The following is a 14,460-nucleotide window of genomic DNA, read 5'->3' as shown; positions in this document are numbered from 1 at the left end:
AACCCCCCAATGACACGCAAACTGCGCTGTAGCGCCATTGCCGTCGGCGTCGCAGTCGCTCTGACTCTTGCCGGTTGCAGCGGTTCCGACGAGCCCACCAGCGCGTCGGCCGGTGGTAACGGCCTTGAGAAGACCACCATCAAGGTCGGGGCGCTGCCCGTTCCCGACCCGGTGGCGCTGTATGTCGCGAACGAGAAGGGTTTCTTCAAGGAAGAGGGCCTGACCGTTCAGCCGACCACCATCACCGGCGGCGCGGCGGCGCTGCCGCAGATCGAGAGCGGCGCGCTCGACATCTCCCAGACCAATTACGTTTCCACGTTCGCCGCGGTCAGCCAGGGTAAGAAGATCAAGCTGGTCGCCGACATGTACCAGGCGGCCCCGAACACCTTCAACCTGATGGTTCCGAAGGATTCGCCGATTCAGACGGTGGCGGATCTGAAGGGCAAGACCATTCTGGTCAACAACCTCAACAACATCGCCACGCTCGCCACGCTCACCCAGCTCAAGGTGGCCGGCCTCACCGAAAACGACGTCAAGTTCGTCGAAAAGCCGTTCCCCGACATGGGAAACGCGCTGCTCAGCGGCCAGGCCGACGCCTGCTGGATCACCGAGCCGTTCATCACCGCCAACCAGAGCCAGCACGGCTTCCGCAAGCTGGCGGACACCATGACGGGTCAAACGGCCGACCTGCCCATCGCCGGCTGGATGGCCACCGAGGACTGGGTGCAGAAGTACCCCAAGACGCTCGCCGCCTTCCAGCGCGCGATCGCCAAGGCGCAGCAGCTCGTCTCCAGCGACCGCAAGGAGATCGAGGCCGCCCTGCCGAAGTACACGAAGATCGACGCCAAGACCGCCTCGGTGATCACGCTCGGGACCTTCCCCAGTGAGCTGAACGCCAACCGTCTGCAGAAGGTCGCCGACCTCATGCTCGAGTACGGCTATCTGAAGAGCCCCATCGACGTGAAGTCGGTCATCGCGGCCCCCGCGGCGGACGGATGACGCGTGCACGACTGCTCCGCGGCGCCATCGGCGTCGCGGGGTTCATTGTTCTCGGGGAACTGTTCATCCGCTTCGTCGTCAACGGGCAACTGGAGTTCCCCCCGCCCTCCACCATCCTGAGAGAGGCCGTCAGCCTCCCCGCCGACTCCGACTTCATCGCCGGCCTCGGCGCGACGCTGATCAACTGGGTGACCGGCCTGCTCATCGCCACCGTCATCGCCGTGCCCGCGGGCGTGCTGCTCGGCGCGCTGCCGCCGGTGGAGCGGACGATCAGGCCCGTGCTGGAGTTCCTGCGCCCGATCCCGAGCGTGGCGATCATCCCGCTGGCGATCCTGCTGATCCCGGTGGACGAGCTGATGAAGGTCTCGGTCATCGTCTACGCGGCGGTCTGGCCGATCCTCATCAACACCCTGTACGGCATGCAGGACGTCGACCCCGTGGCCAAGGAGTCGCTGCGCAGCTTCGGCTTCGGCCCCCTCGCGGTGCTGGTCAGGGTGAGCCTGCCGAGCGCGGCGCCGTTCATGGCGACCGGCGTCAGGATCGCCTGCGGCATCGCCCTCGTGCTCGCGGTGAGCGCCGAGCTGCTGGCCGGCGGCGTCGCCGGGATCGGCGTCTTCGTCAACCTGGCCGGCAGCGGCAACAGGACCGACCTCATGTGGGCGGCGACGGTCTGGGCCGGGGTGCTCGGCGCGCTCGCGAACGTGCTGCTGCGGGCCGGTGAGCGCCGTCTGTTCCGCTGGCACACGATGCGGACGGGGGCCGCGGAGCAATGAAAGCGATCACCAAGCTCTGGCTCATCCCGGTGGTGCTCGTCGTCTGGGAGTTCGGCGCCCGGGCGATCGGTGACGGCGACTTCCCGCCGCCCACGACGATCGTGGCCAAGATGTACGAGATGTGGTTCTCCGGCCCGGGGAGCCGCGCGTTCCTGACCGACGACGCGATCGACAACATCCTGCCCAGCCTGGGCCGCATGTTCGGCGGCTGGATCCTGGCGGCGGCGATCGGGATCGTGGCGGGCATGCTGCTCGGCCGCTCGCGCACGGCCACCGACTTCGTCGATCCGCTGATCGAGTTCGGCCGCGCGCTGCCGCCGCCGCTGCTGATCCCCGCGTTCCTGGTGCTGCAGGCCGGGTTCCAGTCGCCGCACGGCGTCCTGATCACCCAGCTCATCACGATCGTGTTCGGCGTGATCTGGCCGGTGCTGCTCAACTCGATCGACGGCGTCAGGGCGATCGACAAGACCTATATGGAGACGGCGACCGTCTTCAACCTCACCAGGATGCAGCGGCTGCGCGTGGTCATCCTGCCGGCCGCCTCGCCGAAGATCTTCGCCGGGCTGCGGCTGAGCCTGTCGCTCGCGCTGATCCTCATGGTGATCACCGAGCTGATCGGCGGCAGCGACGGCATCGGCTACCAGCTCCTGCAGGCCCAGCGCAGCTTCGACGGCGCCGCGGTGTGGGCCGCGATCACCCTGCTCGGCATCCTCGGTTACGTCGTCAACTCCCTGTTCGTACTGGCCGAGCGCCGGGTGCTGGTGTGGCACCGGCAGGCCACGCGCAATCCGTGACTTCCTGGAAGGACTCATGCCGCATTCCGACGACCTCCTGTGGGGCGCCTACGGCGACATCTCCCGTTTCGCCGCCCTCCTCACCATGGCCGAGCTGGGTCTGGCCGACCACCTCGCCAAGGGCCCGCTGACCGCGGCCGAGCTGGCCGAGCGCGCGGGGGCGCACGCGCCGTCGCTGCGCAGGGTGCTGCGCGCGCTGGCGGGCCTCGGCCTGGTCACCAGGACGGGCGACGACGCCTACGACCTGACCGAGCGGGGCGCGGCGCTGCGCTCGGACGCGCCGGGCTTCCTGCGCTCCTCGATCCGCATGCTCGGCGAGAAGGGCTTCTGGTACGCCATGGGCATGCTGCCCGAAACGGTGCGCACCGGCCGCTCAGCCTTCGCCGAGCGCCACGGCCACCTGTACGACTACCTGGCCCGCAACCCCGAGTCGAGCGATCTGTTCGACGACTACATGACGGCCAGGGCGCGCACGTTCACCGAGAACCTGACCAAGCGCTACGCGTTCCCGCCCACCGGGACCATGGTGGACGTGGCCGGTGGCAAGGGCCACATCCTGGCCACGGTGCTGCACGACAACCCGCAGATGCGCGGCATCCTGCTGGACCTGGAGCACGTGGTGGACCACGCCAGGCGGACGCTCGCCGACGAGGGCCTGGCCGAGCGCACCGAGGTGGTCGCGGGCGACTTCTTCGCCTCGGTCCCCTCGGGGGGCGACGTCTACCTGCTGGCCAGCGTCCTGCACAACTGGGACGACGAGGACGCGCTCAAGATCCTCCGCAACGTCCGCGAGGCGATGAACCCCGGCGGGCGCGTGCTCATCCTGGAGGTGGTGCTGCCCGACGCCGAGGAGGCGCACCTGGGCATGGACATCGACCTGCGCATGCTGGCGCTCTTCAACGGCGGCACCGAGCGCAGCCGCGACGAGTACGCGACGCTGCTGGACCGCGCGGGCCTGGCGATCGGCGACGTCATCGAGCTGGGCGCGGGCGCGAGCCTCATCGAGGCGCTGCCGCACTGAGCCCGGGGTGCCGCGTCGTCCGGCGAGCGGGAGGGCGCGGCACCCGGGCCGGCGCGGCACCGCAGCGCGGGTCAGCCGCTCCAGCCCGGTACGGCCATGCGCACCGACAGCGCGTGCTCGACGAGCTGGATCAGCGCGTTCTTGACCGAGTCCTTGGAGCGGGCGTCGAGCCGCACCATGGGGATGTGCGGCGCCAGGGTGAGCGCGTCGCGGACCTCGGCGTCGCTGTGCGGGTACTGGCCGTCCCAGCCGTTGATGCCCACGACGAACGGCAGCTGCGCCTCCTCGAAGTAGTCGATGGCGGGGAAGCTGTCGGCCAGGCGCCGCGTGTCGACCAGCACGACCGCGCCGATCGCGCCGCGTACCAGGTCGTCCCACATGAACCAGAACCGGTGCTGTCCGGGCGTGCCGAACAGGTAGAGGATCAGGTCCCGGTCCAGGGAGACCCGGCCGAAGTCCATGGCGACGGTCGTGGTCGACTTCAGCGGCGTCATGCCGAGGTCGTCGATCCCCGCGGAGGCGTCGGTCATGACGGCCTCCGTGGTGAGCGGCATGATCTCCGACACCGCGCCGACGAACGTCGTCTTGCCCACCCCGAAGCCACCGGCGACCACGATCTTCGTCGAGGTGAGCCCGGGGCTAGAGCCTGCGAAGTCCACTGAGAACCCTTTCGAGCAGATTTACGTCCGGCCGGCCGGCGTCCAGCTGTGGCTGATGCACGCGGACCAGGCCTTCGGCCGCCATGTCAGCGATCAGCACGCGCACCACGCCGAGCGGGATCCGCAGCAGGGCCGACACCTCCGCGACGGACCTGACCTGCCGGCACAGTTGACTGATCGCCTGGTACTCCGGCGTGATATGCGAGAACTCCCGCTGCTCGGCGGTCGCCGATGACACCAGGGCCTCCATCGCCAGCTTGACCCGCGGAGCCGTCCGTCCTCCTGTCACCGCGTACGGGCGGACGGGCGATGCGGGGTCGGGATTCAGCTGCGACTGGGGCTGAGGCTGCTGAGGTGGAGGGGCCCAACCGCCGCTGTTCCATCTGGGGTCCGACACGTACATCACCTTGACTGACTGGCGCGCAGCTCGGCACGCACAGCCGGAGTCAGCACCTGACCGGCGCGATCGACCATCAACGTCATCTGATACGCCACCAGACCCATGTCACAGTCCGGCGCCGCCAGCACCGCAAGACACGAACCATCACTGATCGACATGATCAGCATCAGCCCGCGCTGCATCTCCACGATCGTCTGATTGACCGCACCCCCCTCGAACACCCGCGCCGCACCCTGCGTCAAAGACACCAACCCCGACGCGATCGCCGCCAGCTGATCCGCACGATCCGGCGGAAAACCCGCCGACGCCGCCAACGGCAGACCATCGGACGAGACCACCACCGCATGCGCGACGCCCGGCACCGTGTTGACGAAGTCGGTGATCAGCCAGTCGACTCCACGCGCCGCGTGGCTGAGATCGTTCACGCGTCCTCCTCCCTTTCGTTCTCCTTAGGGCCTGAGGGTCCAGAGGAAAACGCCCTGCCCTCGCTGATGTCGTCACGTGCTGCTCTGAAGCCCTGCTGGAAGCTGGACAGCCGGCTGCGCACCCGGTCGGGCGAGATCGTCGGCATCGGCGACACGCCCTTGGGCGATGCGGAGGTGTCGGCCGAGCCGGGCACCAGGTTGGCCTTGGGCACCCGCTTGGGCAGGCCGCTGGGGGTGACGCCGTCGCGGGTCGGCTCGCGTACCGCCTCGGCCGCGTTCCAGCCCTCGTCCGCCTTGGACGATCCCCAGCTCGCGCCGTTCGCGCCGAACCAGGCGGACTCGACGGCCGAGTAGATCGGCAGGTGGTCCTCGGTGCGCGACGGCGGCTCGCCCGCGCCGCCCGTCTCCGGCAGGTCGAAGCCGGGCCGCTGGGACGACGTGCCGTCCTGGTTCCAGCCGCCGCCGGACGGCTCGGAGTCCGGCCGCCTCGGCAGGCCGTTCTCGCCGTTCCACGACGAGCTGCGCGCCGGGGTCCAGACGTCGCTCGCGTACGGCTCGGGCGGCCAGGCCCCGGGGTCCGGCTGCCAGGGCTTGCCGAACGCGCTGCTCGCCTCCGGCCCCGACGAGCCGGAGGAGCCGAGCGAGCCCGGCGCACCCCACGCACCCGCGCCGTCCTGACCTGGCGGGGTGGCGCCCCAGCCGCCGGGCTCCTGGCCGGACGCCCCCGATGGGGACGCGCCCCATCCCGCGCCGGCGTCCTGCCCGGTGCCGCTCCAGCCACCGTCCTGGCCCTGCGGAGGCGGGCTCCAGCTCGCCGAGCCCTCCGGGTTGGGCGCGGGCCAGCCGGACCCGAGCTCTGGGTTCGACGGGAAGGACGGATGGCCGGGGCCGTATTGCATGGCCGGCGGCTGGGGCCAGTCTGTGGCGGGCGGCGCCGGGTGCGGACCCGAGTACGGCTCGTCCCCTCGCGGCCCGCCGCTCGCCGCGCCCGCGAGGGCGGGCGGCTGGTTGCCGGAGAAGGACGGCATGCCGGAGAAGCCGGGCGCCTGGGAGCCCAGCATGTTCTCGGGGATGAGCACCATGGCGGTCAGCCCGCCGGAGCTGTGGGGGCGGAGCTGGACGCGGATGCCGTGGCGGTGCGCCAGCCTGGCGACCACGAACAGGCCCATGCGGCGGGAGACGGAGACGTCCACGGTGGGCGCCTCGGTCAGCCGCTCGTTGGCGGCGGCCAGCTCCTCCTGGGTCATGCCGATGCCGGAGTCGGTGATCGACAGCATCACGCCGCCGCCGTCGATCCTGCTGCCCGACACCGTCACCCGGGTCTCGCGGGGTGAGAACGACAGCGCGTTCTCCACCAGCTCGGCGAGCAGGTGGATGACGTCGTTGACGGCCTGGCCGGCCACCGACACCCCGTCGGGCACCTGGAGCACGACCCGCTCGTAGTTCTCCACCTCCGACAGTGAGGCGCGGGCCACGTCCACGATCTTCACGGGCTGGCTCCAGCGGCGGGGCGGGTCCTGGCCGGCGAGCACGAGCAGGTTCTCGCTGTTGCGCCGCATGCGGGTGGCCAGGTGGTCCAGCTTGAACAGGTGGCCGAGCCGCTGCTCGTCCTGCTCGCCCTGCTCCAGGCCGTCGATCAGGGTGATCTGCCGTTCCACCAGCGTCTGGCTGCGCCGCGACAGGTTCACGAACATCGCGTTGACGTTGGCGCGCAGCTTGGACTCCTCGCCCGCCAGCCGGACCGCCTCGCGGTGCACCTCGTCGAAGGCCCGCGCCACCTCGCCGATCTCGTCGAGCGTGTCCACCCCGATGGGCTCGACGGGGCCGATCGCGCCCTCGCCGTTCTCGCGCAGCTGCCGCACGGTCTCGGGCAGGCGCTGCCCCGCGATGTCGAGCGCCTCGCGGCGCAGCCGGCGCAGCGGCCTGATGAGCGAGCGCGCGATGAGCGAGATGATCGCGATCACCGCGATGAGCAGCAGCAGGATGAGCCCACCGGAGATCATCGCCGCGTGGTAGGCGCCCTCCTCCAGGCTCCTGGCCCGCAGGATGACCGAGGAGGACAGCTCGCGCTCCACGCTGCGCAGCGCGTCGATCTTGCCGGTGCTGACGTCGAACCAGGTGGCCACGTCCCGGTCGGCGGCGCCGCCGATGCTGAGCGGCTTGCCCTCCGCCGCCTGCGCCATCGCGCGCAGCCGGAACAGGTCGGTCTGGTCGACGTCCCTGCCGACGACGGTGTTGCGGTAGAGCTCGAGCTGGTCGAGGGTGGCGAGGGTGGCGAAGAGTGTCTCCTCGCTCTCCTCGCGCGACTTGGCGTCGGTGAGCGCGTCCAGCTCGCCGCTGTCGAACGCCCTCTTGTCCAGCGCGCTGGCAAGGATGCCGCGCTGCCTGGACGCCTGCTCCTTGGCCCTGGAGATGGCCGCCATGGCACTGGCGGAGTCGGTCACCTCGTCGTCCACCGCGACCTGGCCCACCTGGTCGTGGAACTGCAGAAGCGCCGAGATGATCTCCGAGTACTTCCTGATCATCGGCAGCGGCTGGATCTTGCCGTTGACCGCGGTCTCCCGCAGCGTCGGGATCTCGTCGAGCCGGCGCAGCACGGGGCGAACGGCCTCGCCGTGGCTGCCGGCGAGTGCGTTGGCCCGCTGCTTGGCCTCGTCGATGAGGCCGTTGACCTGGCTGTAGGTGGTGCGCAGCTGTGCCTCGCGGTTGTCCGGCCGGCCCGCGGCGATGTAGAGGGCGGTCTCGTCGCGTTCGTAGCCGAGCTCATGAGTGACGGCCCCAAGCTGCTGGCTGAGCTCGGCGACCTCTCTGAGGGTCTGGTAGGTGCGGGCATCGCTGAGCGAGGTGATGACGTTCAGCCCGCCCAGGCCGACGGCGACGGCGGTGGGCACCACGATCAGCGCGATGAGGCGCGATCGGACATGCCAGTTGCCCAGTCCGAACCTGCGCGATGAGGGTTTGGACAGCCGTCGCTTCTGATGGCCGTGCGGCTCGCGGTCAGCGGAAGCTTCAGCGTTCTGCGTTCTCACTTGCCTTCGCAACCTCTCGCCCTTTGAGGAGGGGAATTCTCGGGTGGACCAGCGGTATTGCAGGGTGGGGCAGTTTTGTACGACGACATATCGAGATAAGCGTCATTTGAGCACACGGGTGGGGAAGGGCCAACCACTACTAGTGCCCCGATGAGGTGTTTGTCCCCGAATGTCCAGAAAATATGACAGAATCGATAAACAGCCTTCTACCAGGCAAAACAGGCAAGAGGAGATCGTTCCGCGAGCCGCCTCCCGACTCACAGAAGAGACTTGACAAGAATCAGAAGTAACGTAGGTTCCCGGTAGTACCACCTTTCCCAAAACAGACATTCTTCAAGATCGCCGACGTCCGCCAAAATTTCACGATAGAGCGATAAACAGACATTGCAACCACAAGTGCCAGCTTTCCGATAATGAACGGCATTTTGGTGCTACCGTCGATCTCTGTTGTGCGTCAGGCACACAGTCCCCGGGAGCAGAAGCCGCCCGGTTCCCCCCTTGGCTCCATCCGAGAGGAGTCCCTGACATGAGGCTTGGCCGTTCCGCCAGGGCCGCCATCATCGGGTTCGCTTTGACGCTCGGTGCCGTGGCGTGCAGCTCGGGCGGCGACCCGAACGCCAGCGCCCCTCCGTCCGCCGCCGCGGCGGGAGGGCTGGAGAAGACACAGCTCAAGGTCGCCACGCTGCCGGCGATCGACAGCGCCGCCATCTACGTGGCCATCGACCAAGGTCTCTTCGAGAAGGAGGGCCTCGAGGTCACCCCGCAAGTCGTCCAGGCCGCTCCAGAGGCCATCCCCATGCTGGTCAAGGGCGAGATCGACGCGATGTTCGGCAACTACGTGTCGATGTTCGCCGCGCACGACAAGCAGGCGCTGAAACTGCGCATCCTGGCCGAGGGCTCTCGCGCGGCCCCCGACTCGCTCAGCATCATGGCGCTGCCGGACTCGCCGATCAAAACGCCCAAGGACCTGGAAGGCAAGACGATCAACGTCAACGTCCTGCACAACTTCCAGGAGCTGGCACTGACCCAGGTGCTCAAGGCCAACAACGTCGACCCCACCAAGATCAACTATGTGCAGGTGACGTTCCAGAACATCATGCCGTCGTGGAAGGGCGGCCAGATCGACGCCGCCTATCTCGGCGAGCCCATGGTCACGGCCGCCACGGCCACCATGGGCGCCCGCAAGATCCTCGACCCGGCCTCCGGCCCGGCGGCCGAGTTCCCCATCTCCGGGTACGTCAGCACCCAGGAGTGGTACGACGAGCACCCGAAGACCGCCGCGGCCTTCCAGCGGGCGATCCACAACGCGGGCAAGCTCATGGCCAACAACCGCGAGGTGGTGGCCAAGGTGCTGCCCGCGTTCACGCAGATCGACGCCGCCACCGCGGCCACGGTGACCTTCCCCTACTTCTCCAGCAACGACAACCCGGTCCGCCTCCAGCGGGTGGCCGACTGGATGCTGGAGGCGAAGTGGCTGTCGAAGGCCATCGACGTCAAGACGCTCATGTCGCCCACCACGTCCGGGTGAGCGCGCAGACCCTGTCGCCCGCCCGCCCGGCGTCACCGGCCACGCGGTGGTCGCGCCGGGCGGCGGGGGCGCTCGCCTTCGCCGCGCTGATCGAGCTGCTCAGCAGGACGGGTCTGGCCGACCCCGAGTTCCTGCCGCCCGCCAGCGAGATCCTCGCCAGGGCGGCCGTGCTCGCGGCCGACCCCGCCTTCCACGCCCACGCGCTGGCCAGCGGGCTCGCCTGGGCGATCGGCCTGTGCCTTGCGGCCGTCATCGCCGTGCCGCTGGGCCTGCTGCTGGGCAGCGTGCCGATCATCGACGCCGCCACCCGCTCGGTCGTGGAGTTCCTGCGGCCGATCCCGTCGGTGGCGCTCATCCCGCTGGTGGCGCTGATCATCGGCACGGGCCTGCAGCAGCGCGTCGCGCTCGTCCTGTACGCCTCGCTCTGGCCCATCCTCTACAACACGATGTACGGCCTGCGCGGCGTCGACCCCGTGGCCAAGGAGTCGCTGCGCTCCTACGGCTTCGGCCCGCTGTCGGTCCTGATGCGCGTCAGCCTCCCCTCCTCGGCGCCCTTCATCCTCACGGGCGTCCGCCTGGCGTCCGGGGTGGCGCTCATCCTGACCGTGAGCACCGAGATCGTGGCCGGCCGCGGCGAGGGCGTCGGCGTGTTCATCTTCTTCGCAGGCCTCGCGGTGCCCGCCCGCATGACCGACATCCTGGCCGGGGTGTTCTGGACCGGGATGTTCGGCGTGCTGGTCAACGCGCTGCTGGTCTGGGTCGAGCGCCACGCCTTCCGCTGGCACCGGGAGCAGCACGGGAGGCCGTCATGAGCAGAGGCTTCGCGCGCGGGCGCGGCAGGCGTACGGCCGTCTTCCGCGTCGCCGTGCTGGCCGTGCTCATCGCGCTGTGGGAGCTGAGCACGCTGCTCGCGGACAGCACGTTCTTCCCGCCGCCGAGCGCGATCGTGGCCAGGATGCACACGCTGTGGTTCTCCGGCCCGCCGGCCACGCTGTTCCTGACCGACGAGGCCATCCGCGACATCCTGCCCAGCCTGGGCAGGATGGCGATCGGCTTCGCGGGCGGCGCGCTGCTCGGGGTGCTGCTCGGCCTCGCGGTGGGCCTGTCGGCCCGGGTGTACGACTACCTCGACGGCGTGCTGCAGTTCCTGCGCGCGGTCCCGCCGCCCGCGCTGGGGACGGTGTTCGTGGTGCTGTTCGGGTTCGGCATGAAGATGCAGCTGGCATTCATGATCTTCAGCATCGTGTGGCCGGTGCTGCTCAACACCGCCGACGGCGCCCGCTCGGTGGAGCCGCTGCACCTGCAGACCTGCCAGGCGTTCCGGCTCTCGTGGGCCGACCGGCTGTGGCGGGTGATCCTGCCCTCGACGCTGCCCAAGATGTTCGCCGGGCTGCGGCTGGCCGTGTCGCTGTCCCTGATCGTCATGGTCTTCTCCGAGCTGCTGCCCGGCACGTCCGACGGCATCGGCTTCCAGCTCACCGGCGCCTACCAGAGCTTCGACCTGCCCGCCATGTGGGCCGGGATCGTGCTGCTCGGCGTGCTCGGCTACCTGCTCAACGAGCTGTTCCTGGTCGTCGAGCGGCGGGTGCTCGCCTGGCACCGCGCCGCCGGGAACCTCGTCGATTAGAGTCCCTGCCGTGCGGACGATGATCGTGGGTGGCGGCATCGGAGGCCTCAGCGCTGCACTCAGCCTGCACGCCGCCGGGCTCGAGTGCGTGGTGGTGGAGGCGGCCCGCACGCTGCGGCCGCTCGGCGTGGGCATCAACCTCCAGCCCCACGCCGTGCGCGAGCTGACCGAGCTCGGCCTCGGCGAGGCGCTTGCCGGGCTGGGCGTGGAGACGACGTTCATGACCTTCGCCGACCGGCACGGCAACGTCATCCTGGCGCTGCCGCGCGGCAGGAAGGCGGGCTACCGGTGGCCCCAGTACAGCATTCACCGCGGAGAGCTGCAGCTCGCGCTGCTCGCCGCGGTGAAGGAGCGGGGCGTGCCGGTGCGCACGGGCGTCAGGTTCGAGGACTTCGCGCAGGACGGCGACGGCGTGCTCGTCACGCTGCGCGACGGCGATGAGCTCGTGCGGGAGCGCGCCGACGTGCTGGTCGGCGCCGACGGCGTGCAGTCGGCGGTGCGCGAGCGGCTGTGGCCGTCCGGCGGGCCGCTGCTGTGGTCGGGCATCAGGATGTGGCGCGGGGTGGCCGAGGGCGAGCAGATCATGGACGGCGCGACCGTGCTCGCGGGCGGCTCCAACCGCGCCGGAAAATTCGTCACTTATCACATCTCTGTGCGTAATCCGCGGCTGATCAACTGGGTCGCGGAGGTGAAGATCGGCGAACCCGGGGTCGTTTCCGAGGCCGACTGGCACCGCCCGGGAAGTTCGGCGGAGGTGTCGGCGCATTTCGCGTCATGGACGTATCGCCTGGCCGACATCGGCGCTTTGCTCTCCGCCACCGACCGGATACTCGAATATCCGATGGTCGATCGCGATCCGCTGCCGCAATGGGGGCGCGGGCGGGTGACGCTGCTCGGCGACGCCGCCCATCCGATGTACCCCATCGGGTCGAACGGCGGGTCGCAGGCGGTGCTCGACGCGCGGGTGCTGGCGCGCTGCCTGGCCACGCACGACGACCCCGAGCGCGGGCTGGCGGCGTACGAGGAGGAGCGGCGCCCGCCCACGTCGGCGCTGGTGCTGGCGCATCGGAGGCTGCCCATCGAAGAGACGATCACGCTGGTGACCGAGCGCGCGCCCCACGGGTTCCGTGACATCCGCGAGGTGCTGAGCGAGGAGGAGCTGGCCGCCATGGCGCAGGCGCAGCGGAGCATCTCCGACGCCGACGTGCGCGCCCTGAACGAAAGGGAGTCCTGGAGTGTATGAACGGCGGGCACCCGTGGCCGTGACGTTCCCGCGAGAGTAAGATCACGCCCTGAATAGGTTTACCTGACTGACATGTCCAGCATTTACCGCTCGGCTAGAGTCATTTCCGGCTCTGAAAGAGTTGCCGCGCTGCCCGCGGTCTCGCCCCCCAAGGAAATCCATTGCTCGAGATAGAGAACCTTTCCCATGTGTACGGCAGCGGTACTCCCAACGCGCACCACGCCATCGAAGGACTCGACCTGAGTGTCGCCGCGGGCGAGCTGCTCTGCATCGTCGGCCCGTCGGGCTGCGGGAAGTCCACGCTGCTGCGTTCCATCGCCGGCCTGATCACCCCCACCGGCGGGCAGGTCAAGATCGAGGGCGAGCTGGTCCGCCGGACGCCCGACAACCTCGCCGTGGTCTTCCAGGACTACAGCCGCTCGCTGTTCCCCTGGATGTCGGTCGCCGACAACGTGGCGTTGCCGCTGCGCCGCAAGAACATGGACAAGCGCCAGCGCCGCGAGGCCGCCCAGGAGGCCCTGGAGCAGGTGGGTCTCGAAGGCGCCGCGCGCAAATACCCGTTCCAGCTCTCCGGCGGCATGCAGCAGCGGGTGGCGATCGCCCGCGCGCTGGCCTACCGGCCCTCGCTGCTGCTCATGGACGAGCCGTTCGGCTCGGTGGACGCCCAGACCAGGGAGGACCTCGAGGACCTGGTGCTCAAGGTGCGCGGCCACCACCAGATGACGATCGTGCTCATCACCCACGACATCGACGAGAGCGTCTACGTGGGCGACCGGGTGGTCGTGCTGTCCAAGGCGCCGGCGCACGTCGTGGGCGACCTGAAGGTGGACCTGCCCGCCCCGCGCGACCAGATCAGCACGCGCGAGCACCCCGACTTCGTGCACCTGCGCGCCGAGGTCGGCCGCCTGGTGCGCGGCCACGTCACGGTCTAGCGCGGGTTCTCGCGAACGAGGTGCCGCCCGGCGTCCCGGGCGGCACCTCGTCGCATGCGTGTCAGACCGGCGAGTGCATGTGGCGGGTCAGGGCGTGCTCCACCAAGGTGATCAAGGTGGCCTTGACCGATTCGCGCTGCCGGGCGTCGAGACGCACGATCGGGATGTGCTCGCCGATCGACAGCGCCTCTCTGATCTCCTCCTCGGCGTGCGCGAAGTGCCCGTCCCAGCCGTTGACGCCGATCACGAACGGCAGCTTGGCCTCTTCGAAGTAGTCGATGGCGGGGAAGCTGTCGGCGAGCCGGCGGGTGTCCACGAGGACGACGGCGCCGATGGCGCCGCGTACGAGGTCGTCCCACATGAACCAGAATCGGTGCTGTCCGGGCGTGCCGAACAGATAGAGGATCAGGTCACGATCGAGTGAGACCCGGCCGAAGTCCATCGCGACGGTCGTGGTCGTCTTGTTCGGCGTGAGCGAGACGTCGTCGACGTGCGCCGAGGCGTCCGTCATGACCGCCTCCGTGGTGAGCGGCAGGATCTCCGACACCGCACCCACGAACGTCGTCTTCCCCACGCCGAAGCCCCCGGCCACGACGATCTTCGTCGAGGTTAGGCCGGGGCTAGAGCCTGCGAAGTCCACTGAGCACCCTTTCGAGCAAGTTGAGGTCCGGCTTTCCCGCGTCCAGCGCAGGCTGGTGCACGCGGATCAGGCCTTCCGACGCCATGTCGGCGATCAGCACCCGGACCACGCCAAGAGGCTGGCGTAAAAGGGCGGAGATCTCGGCAACCGACCGGACGTTCCGAGTCAGCTGAATGATCGCCTGATACTCCGGACTTAGTAGGGAAATGTCTTGGTATTCCGACGTCACGGAGGACACGAGGGCCTCCATGGCGAACTTCATCCGCGGCGCCGTGCGCCCCCCGGTCACGGCATAGGGCCGTACCAGGGAGCTCGGCTTCTGCGGACGGGGAGCCGCCGGATGCGGCGGAGTACTATCACCAGCCCAACCCTGCTGACCTGACACCATGT

General features: G+C 69.2%; 15 protein-coding genes. 9 read left to right on the top strand and 6 right to left on the bottom strand.

Annotated features, from left to right (window positions below):
- Nucleotides 1-9 precede the first annotated feature (9 nt).
- Genes ACGFIM_RS24745 through ACGFIM_RS24730 form a run of 4 tightly spaced genes read left to right on the top strand, consistent with a single transcriptional unit; the run spans nucleotide 10 to nucleotide 3,587 of the window.
- Entirely contained in the window at nucleotides 10-999 is a 990-nt protein-coding gene (locus tag ACGFIM_RS24745) for an ABC transporter substrate-binding protein (RefSeq protein WP_393203996.1), read from the top strand.
- Nucleotides 996-1,772, top strand: coding sequence for an ABC transporter permease (locus ACGFIM_RS24740; RefSeq protein ID WP_393203994.1), 777 nt, complete (start codon nucleotides 996-998; stop codon nucleotides 1,770-1,772). The genes ACGFIM_RS24745 and ACGFIM_RS24740 overlap by 4 nt, the downstream gene beginning before the upstream one ends.
- Complete coding sequence (locus tag ACGFIM_RS24735; protein ID WP_393203992.1) at nucleotides 1,769-2,566, top strand: ABC transporter permease; 798 nt, start codon at nucleotides 1,769-1,771, stop codon at nucleotides 2,564-2,566. Before ACGFIM_RS24740 ends, ACGFIM_RS24735 begins: the two co-directional genes overlap by 4 nt.
- 16 nt (nucleotides 2,567-2,582) lie before the next feature.
- Nucleotides 2,583-3,587, top strand: a complete 1,005-nt coding sequence (locus ACGFIM_RS24730; protein WP_393203990.1) for a methyltransferase — start codon at nucleotides 2,583-2,585, stop codon at nucleotides 3,585-3,587.
- Between the two features lie 71 nt (nucleotides 3,588-3,658).
- On the opposite strand, the gene ACGFIM_RS24725 is transcribed toward ACGFIM_RS24730, so the two are convergent.
- The 4 genes from ACGFIM_RS24725 to ACGFIM_RS24710 are packed head-to-tail and all read right to left on the bottom strand — an operon-like array spanning nucleotide 3,659 to nucleotide 8,100.
- A complete protein-coding gene (locus ACGFIM_RS24725) occupies nucleotides 3,659-4,246 on the bottom strand; it encodes an ATP/GTP-binding protein (protein WP_393203988.1) in 588 nt (195 codons plus the stop codon).
- Nucleotides 4,227-4,649, bottom strand: a complete 423-nt coding sequence (locus ACGFIM_RS24720; protein WP_364070914.1) for a DUF742 domain-containing protein — start codon at nucleotides 4,647-4,649, stop codon at nucleotides 4,227-4,229. Before ACGFIM_RS24720 ends, ACGFIM_RS24725 begins: the two co-directional genes overlap by 20 nt.
- The gene (locus ACGFIM_RS24715; protein ID WP_393203985.1) at nucleotides 4,649-5,071 is read right to left on the bottom strand and encodes a roadblock/LC7 domain-containing protein; all 423 of its coding nucleotides are present in this window, start codon (nucleotides 5,069-5,071) and stop codon (nucleotides 4,649-4,651) included. Before ACGFIM_RS24715 ends, ACGFIM_RS24720 begins: the two co-directional genes overlap by 1 nt.
- Complete coding sequence (locus ACGFIM_RS24710) at nucleotides 5,068-8,100, bottom strand: nitrate- and nitrite sensing domain-containing protein (RefSeq protein ID WP_393203983.1); 3,033 nt, start codon at nucleotides 8,098-8,100, stop codon at nucleotides 5,068-5,070. Before ACGFIM_RS24710 ends, ACGFIM_RS24715 begins: the two co-directional genes overlap by 4 nt.
- 526 nt (nucleotides 8,101-8,626) lie before the next feature.
- Here ACGFIM_RS24710 and ACGFIM_RS24705 point away from each other — a divergent pair.
- From ACGFIM_RS24705 to ACGFIM_RS24685, 5 genes are all read left to right on the top strand, one after another.
- A complete protein-coding gene (locus tag ACGFIM_RS24705; RefSeq protein WP_393203981.1) occupies nucleotides 8,627-9,628 on the top strand; it encodes an ABC transporter substrate-binding protein in 1,002 nt (333 codons plus the stop codon).
- Entirely contained in the window at nucleotides 9,625-10,440 is an 816-nt protein-coding gene (locus tag ACGFIM_RS24700) for an ABC transporter permease (RefSeq protein WP_393203979.1), read from the top strand. The genes ACGFIM_RS24705 and ACGFIM_RS24700 overlap by 4 nt, the downstream gene beginning before the upstream one ends.
- A complete protein-coding gene (locus tag ACGFIM_RS24695) occupies nucleotides 10,437-11,255 on the top strand; it encodes an ABC transporter permease (RefSeq protein WP_393203977.1) in 819 nt (272 codons plus the stop codon). Before ACGFIM_RS24700 ends, ACGFIM_RS24695 begins: the two co-directional genes overlap by 4 nt.
- 19 nt (nucleotides 11,256-11,274) lie before the next feature.
- Nucleotides 11,275-12,498 carry a flavin-dependent oxidoreductase gene (locus tag ACGFIM_RS24690; RefSeq protein WP_393204188.1) on the top strand — a complete coding sequence of 408 codons (1,224 nt, stop codon included), beginning with the start codon at nucleotides 11,275-11,277 and terminating at the stop codon, nucleotides 12,496-12,498.
- 161 nt (nucleotides 12,499-12,659) lie between these two features.
- Complete coding sequence (locus tag ACGFIM_RS24685; RefSeq protein ID WP_393203975.1) at nucleotides 12,660-13,430, top strand: ABC transporter ATP-binding protein; 771 nt, start codon at nucleotides 12,660-12,662, stop codon at nucleotides 13,428-13,430.
- Nucleotides 13,431-13,491: 61 nt separating this feature from the next.
- Here the strand turns inward: ACGFIM_RS24685 and ACGFIM_RS24680 are convergent, their stop codons facing one another.
- A complete protein-coding gene (locus ACGFIM_RS24680; protein ID WP_393203973.1) occupies nucleotides 13,492-14,022 on the bottom strand; it encodes an ATP/GTP-binding protein in 531 nt (176 codons plus the stop codon).
- Nucleotides 14,023-14,050: 28 nt separating this feature from the next.
- Nucleotides 14,051-14,458, bottom strand: coding sequence for a DUF742 domain-containing protein (locus tag ACGFIM_RS24675; protein ID WP_245956307.1), 408 nt, complete (start codon nucleotides 14,456-14,458; stop codon nucleotides 14,051-14,053).
- Nucleotides 14,459-14,460 lie beyond the last annotated feature (2 nt).

The organism is Nonomuraea sp. NPDC049309 (assembly GCF_043196965.1).
Taxonomy (GTDB): domain Bacteria; phylum Actinomycetota; class Actinomycetes; order Streptosporangiales; family Streptosporangiaceae; genus Nonomuraea; species Nonomuraea fastidiosa.
This window is presented reverse-complemented; position numbering and strand designations above follow the sequence as displayed.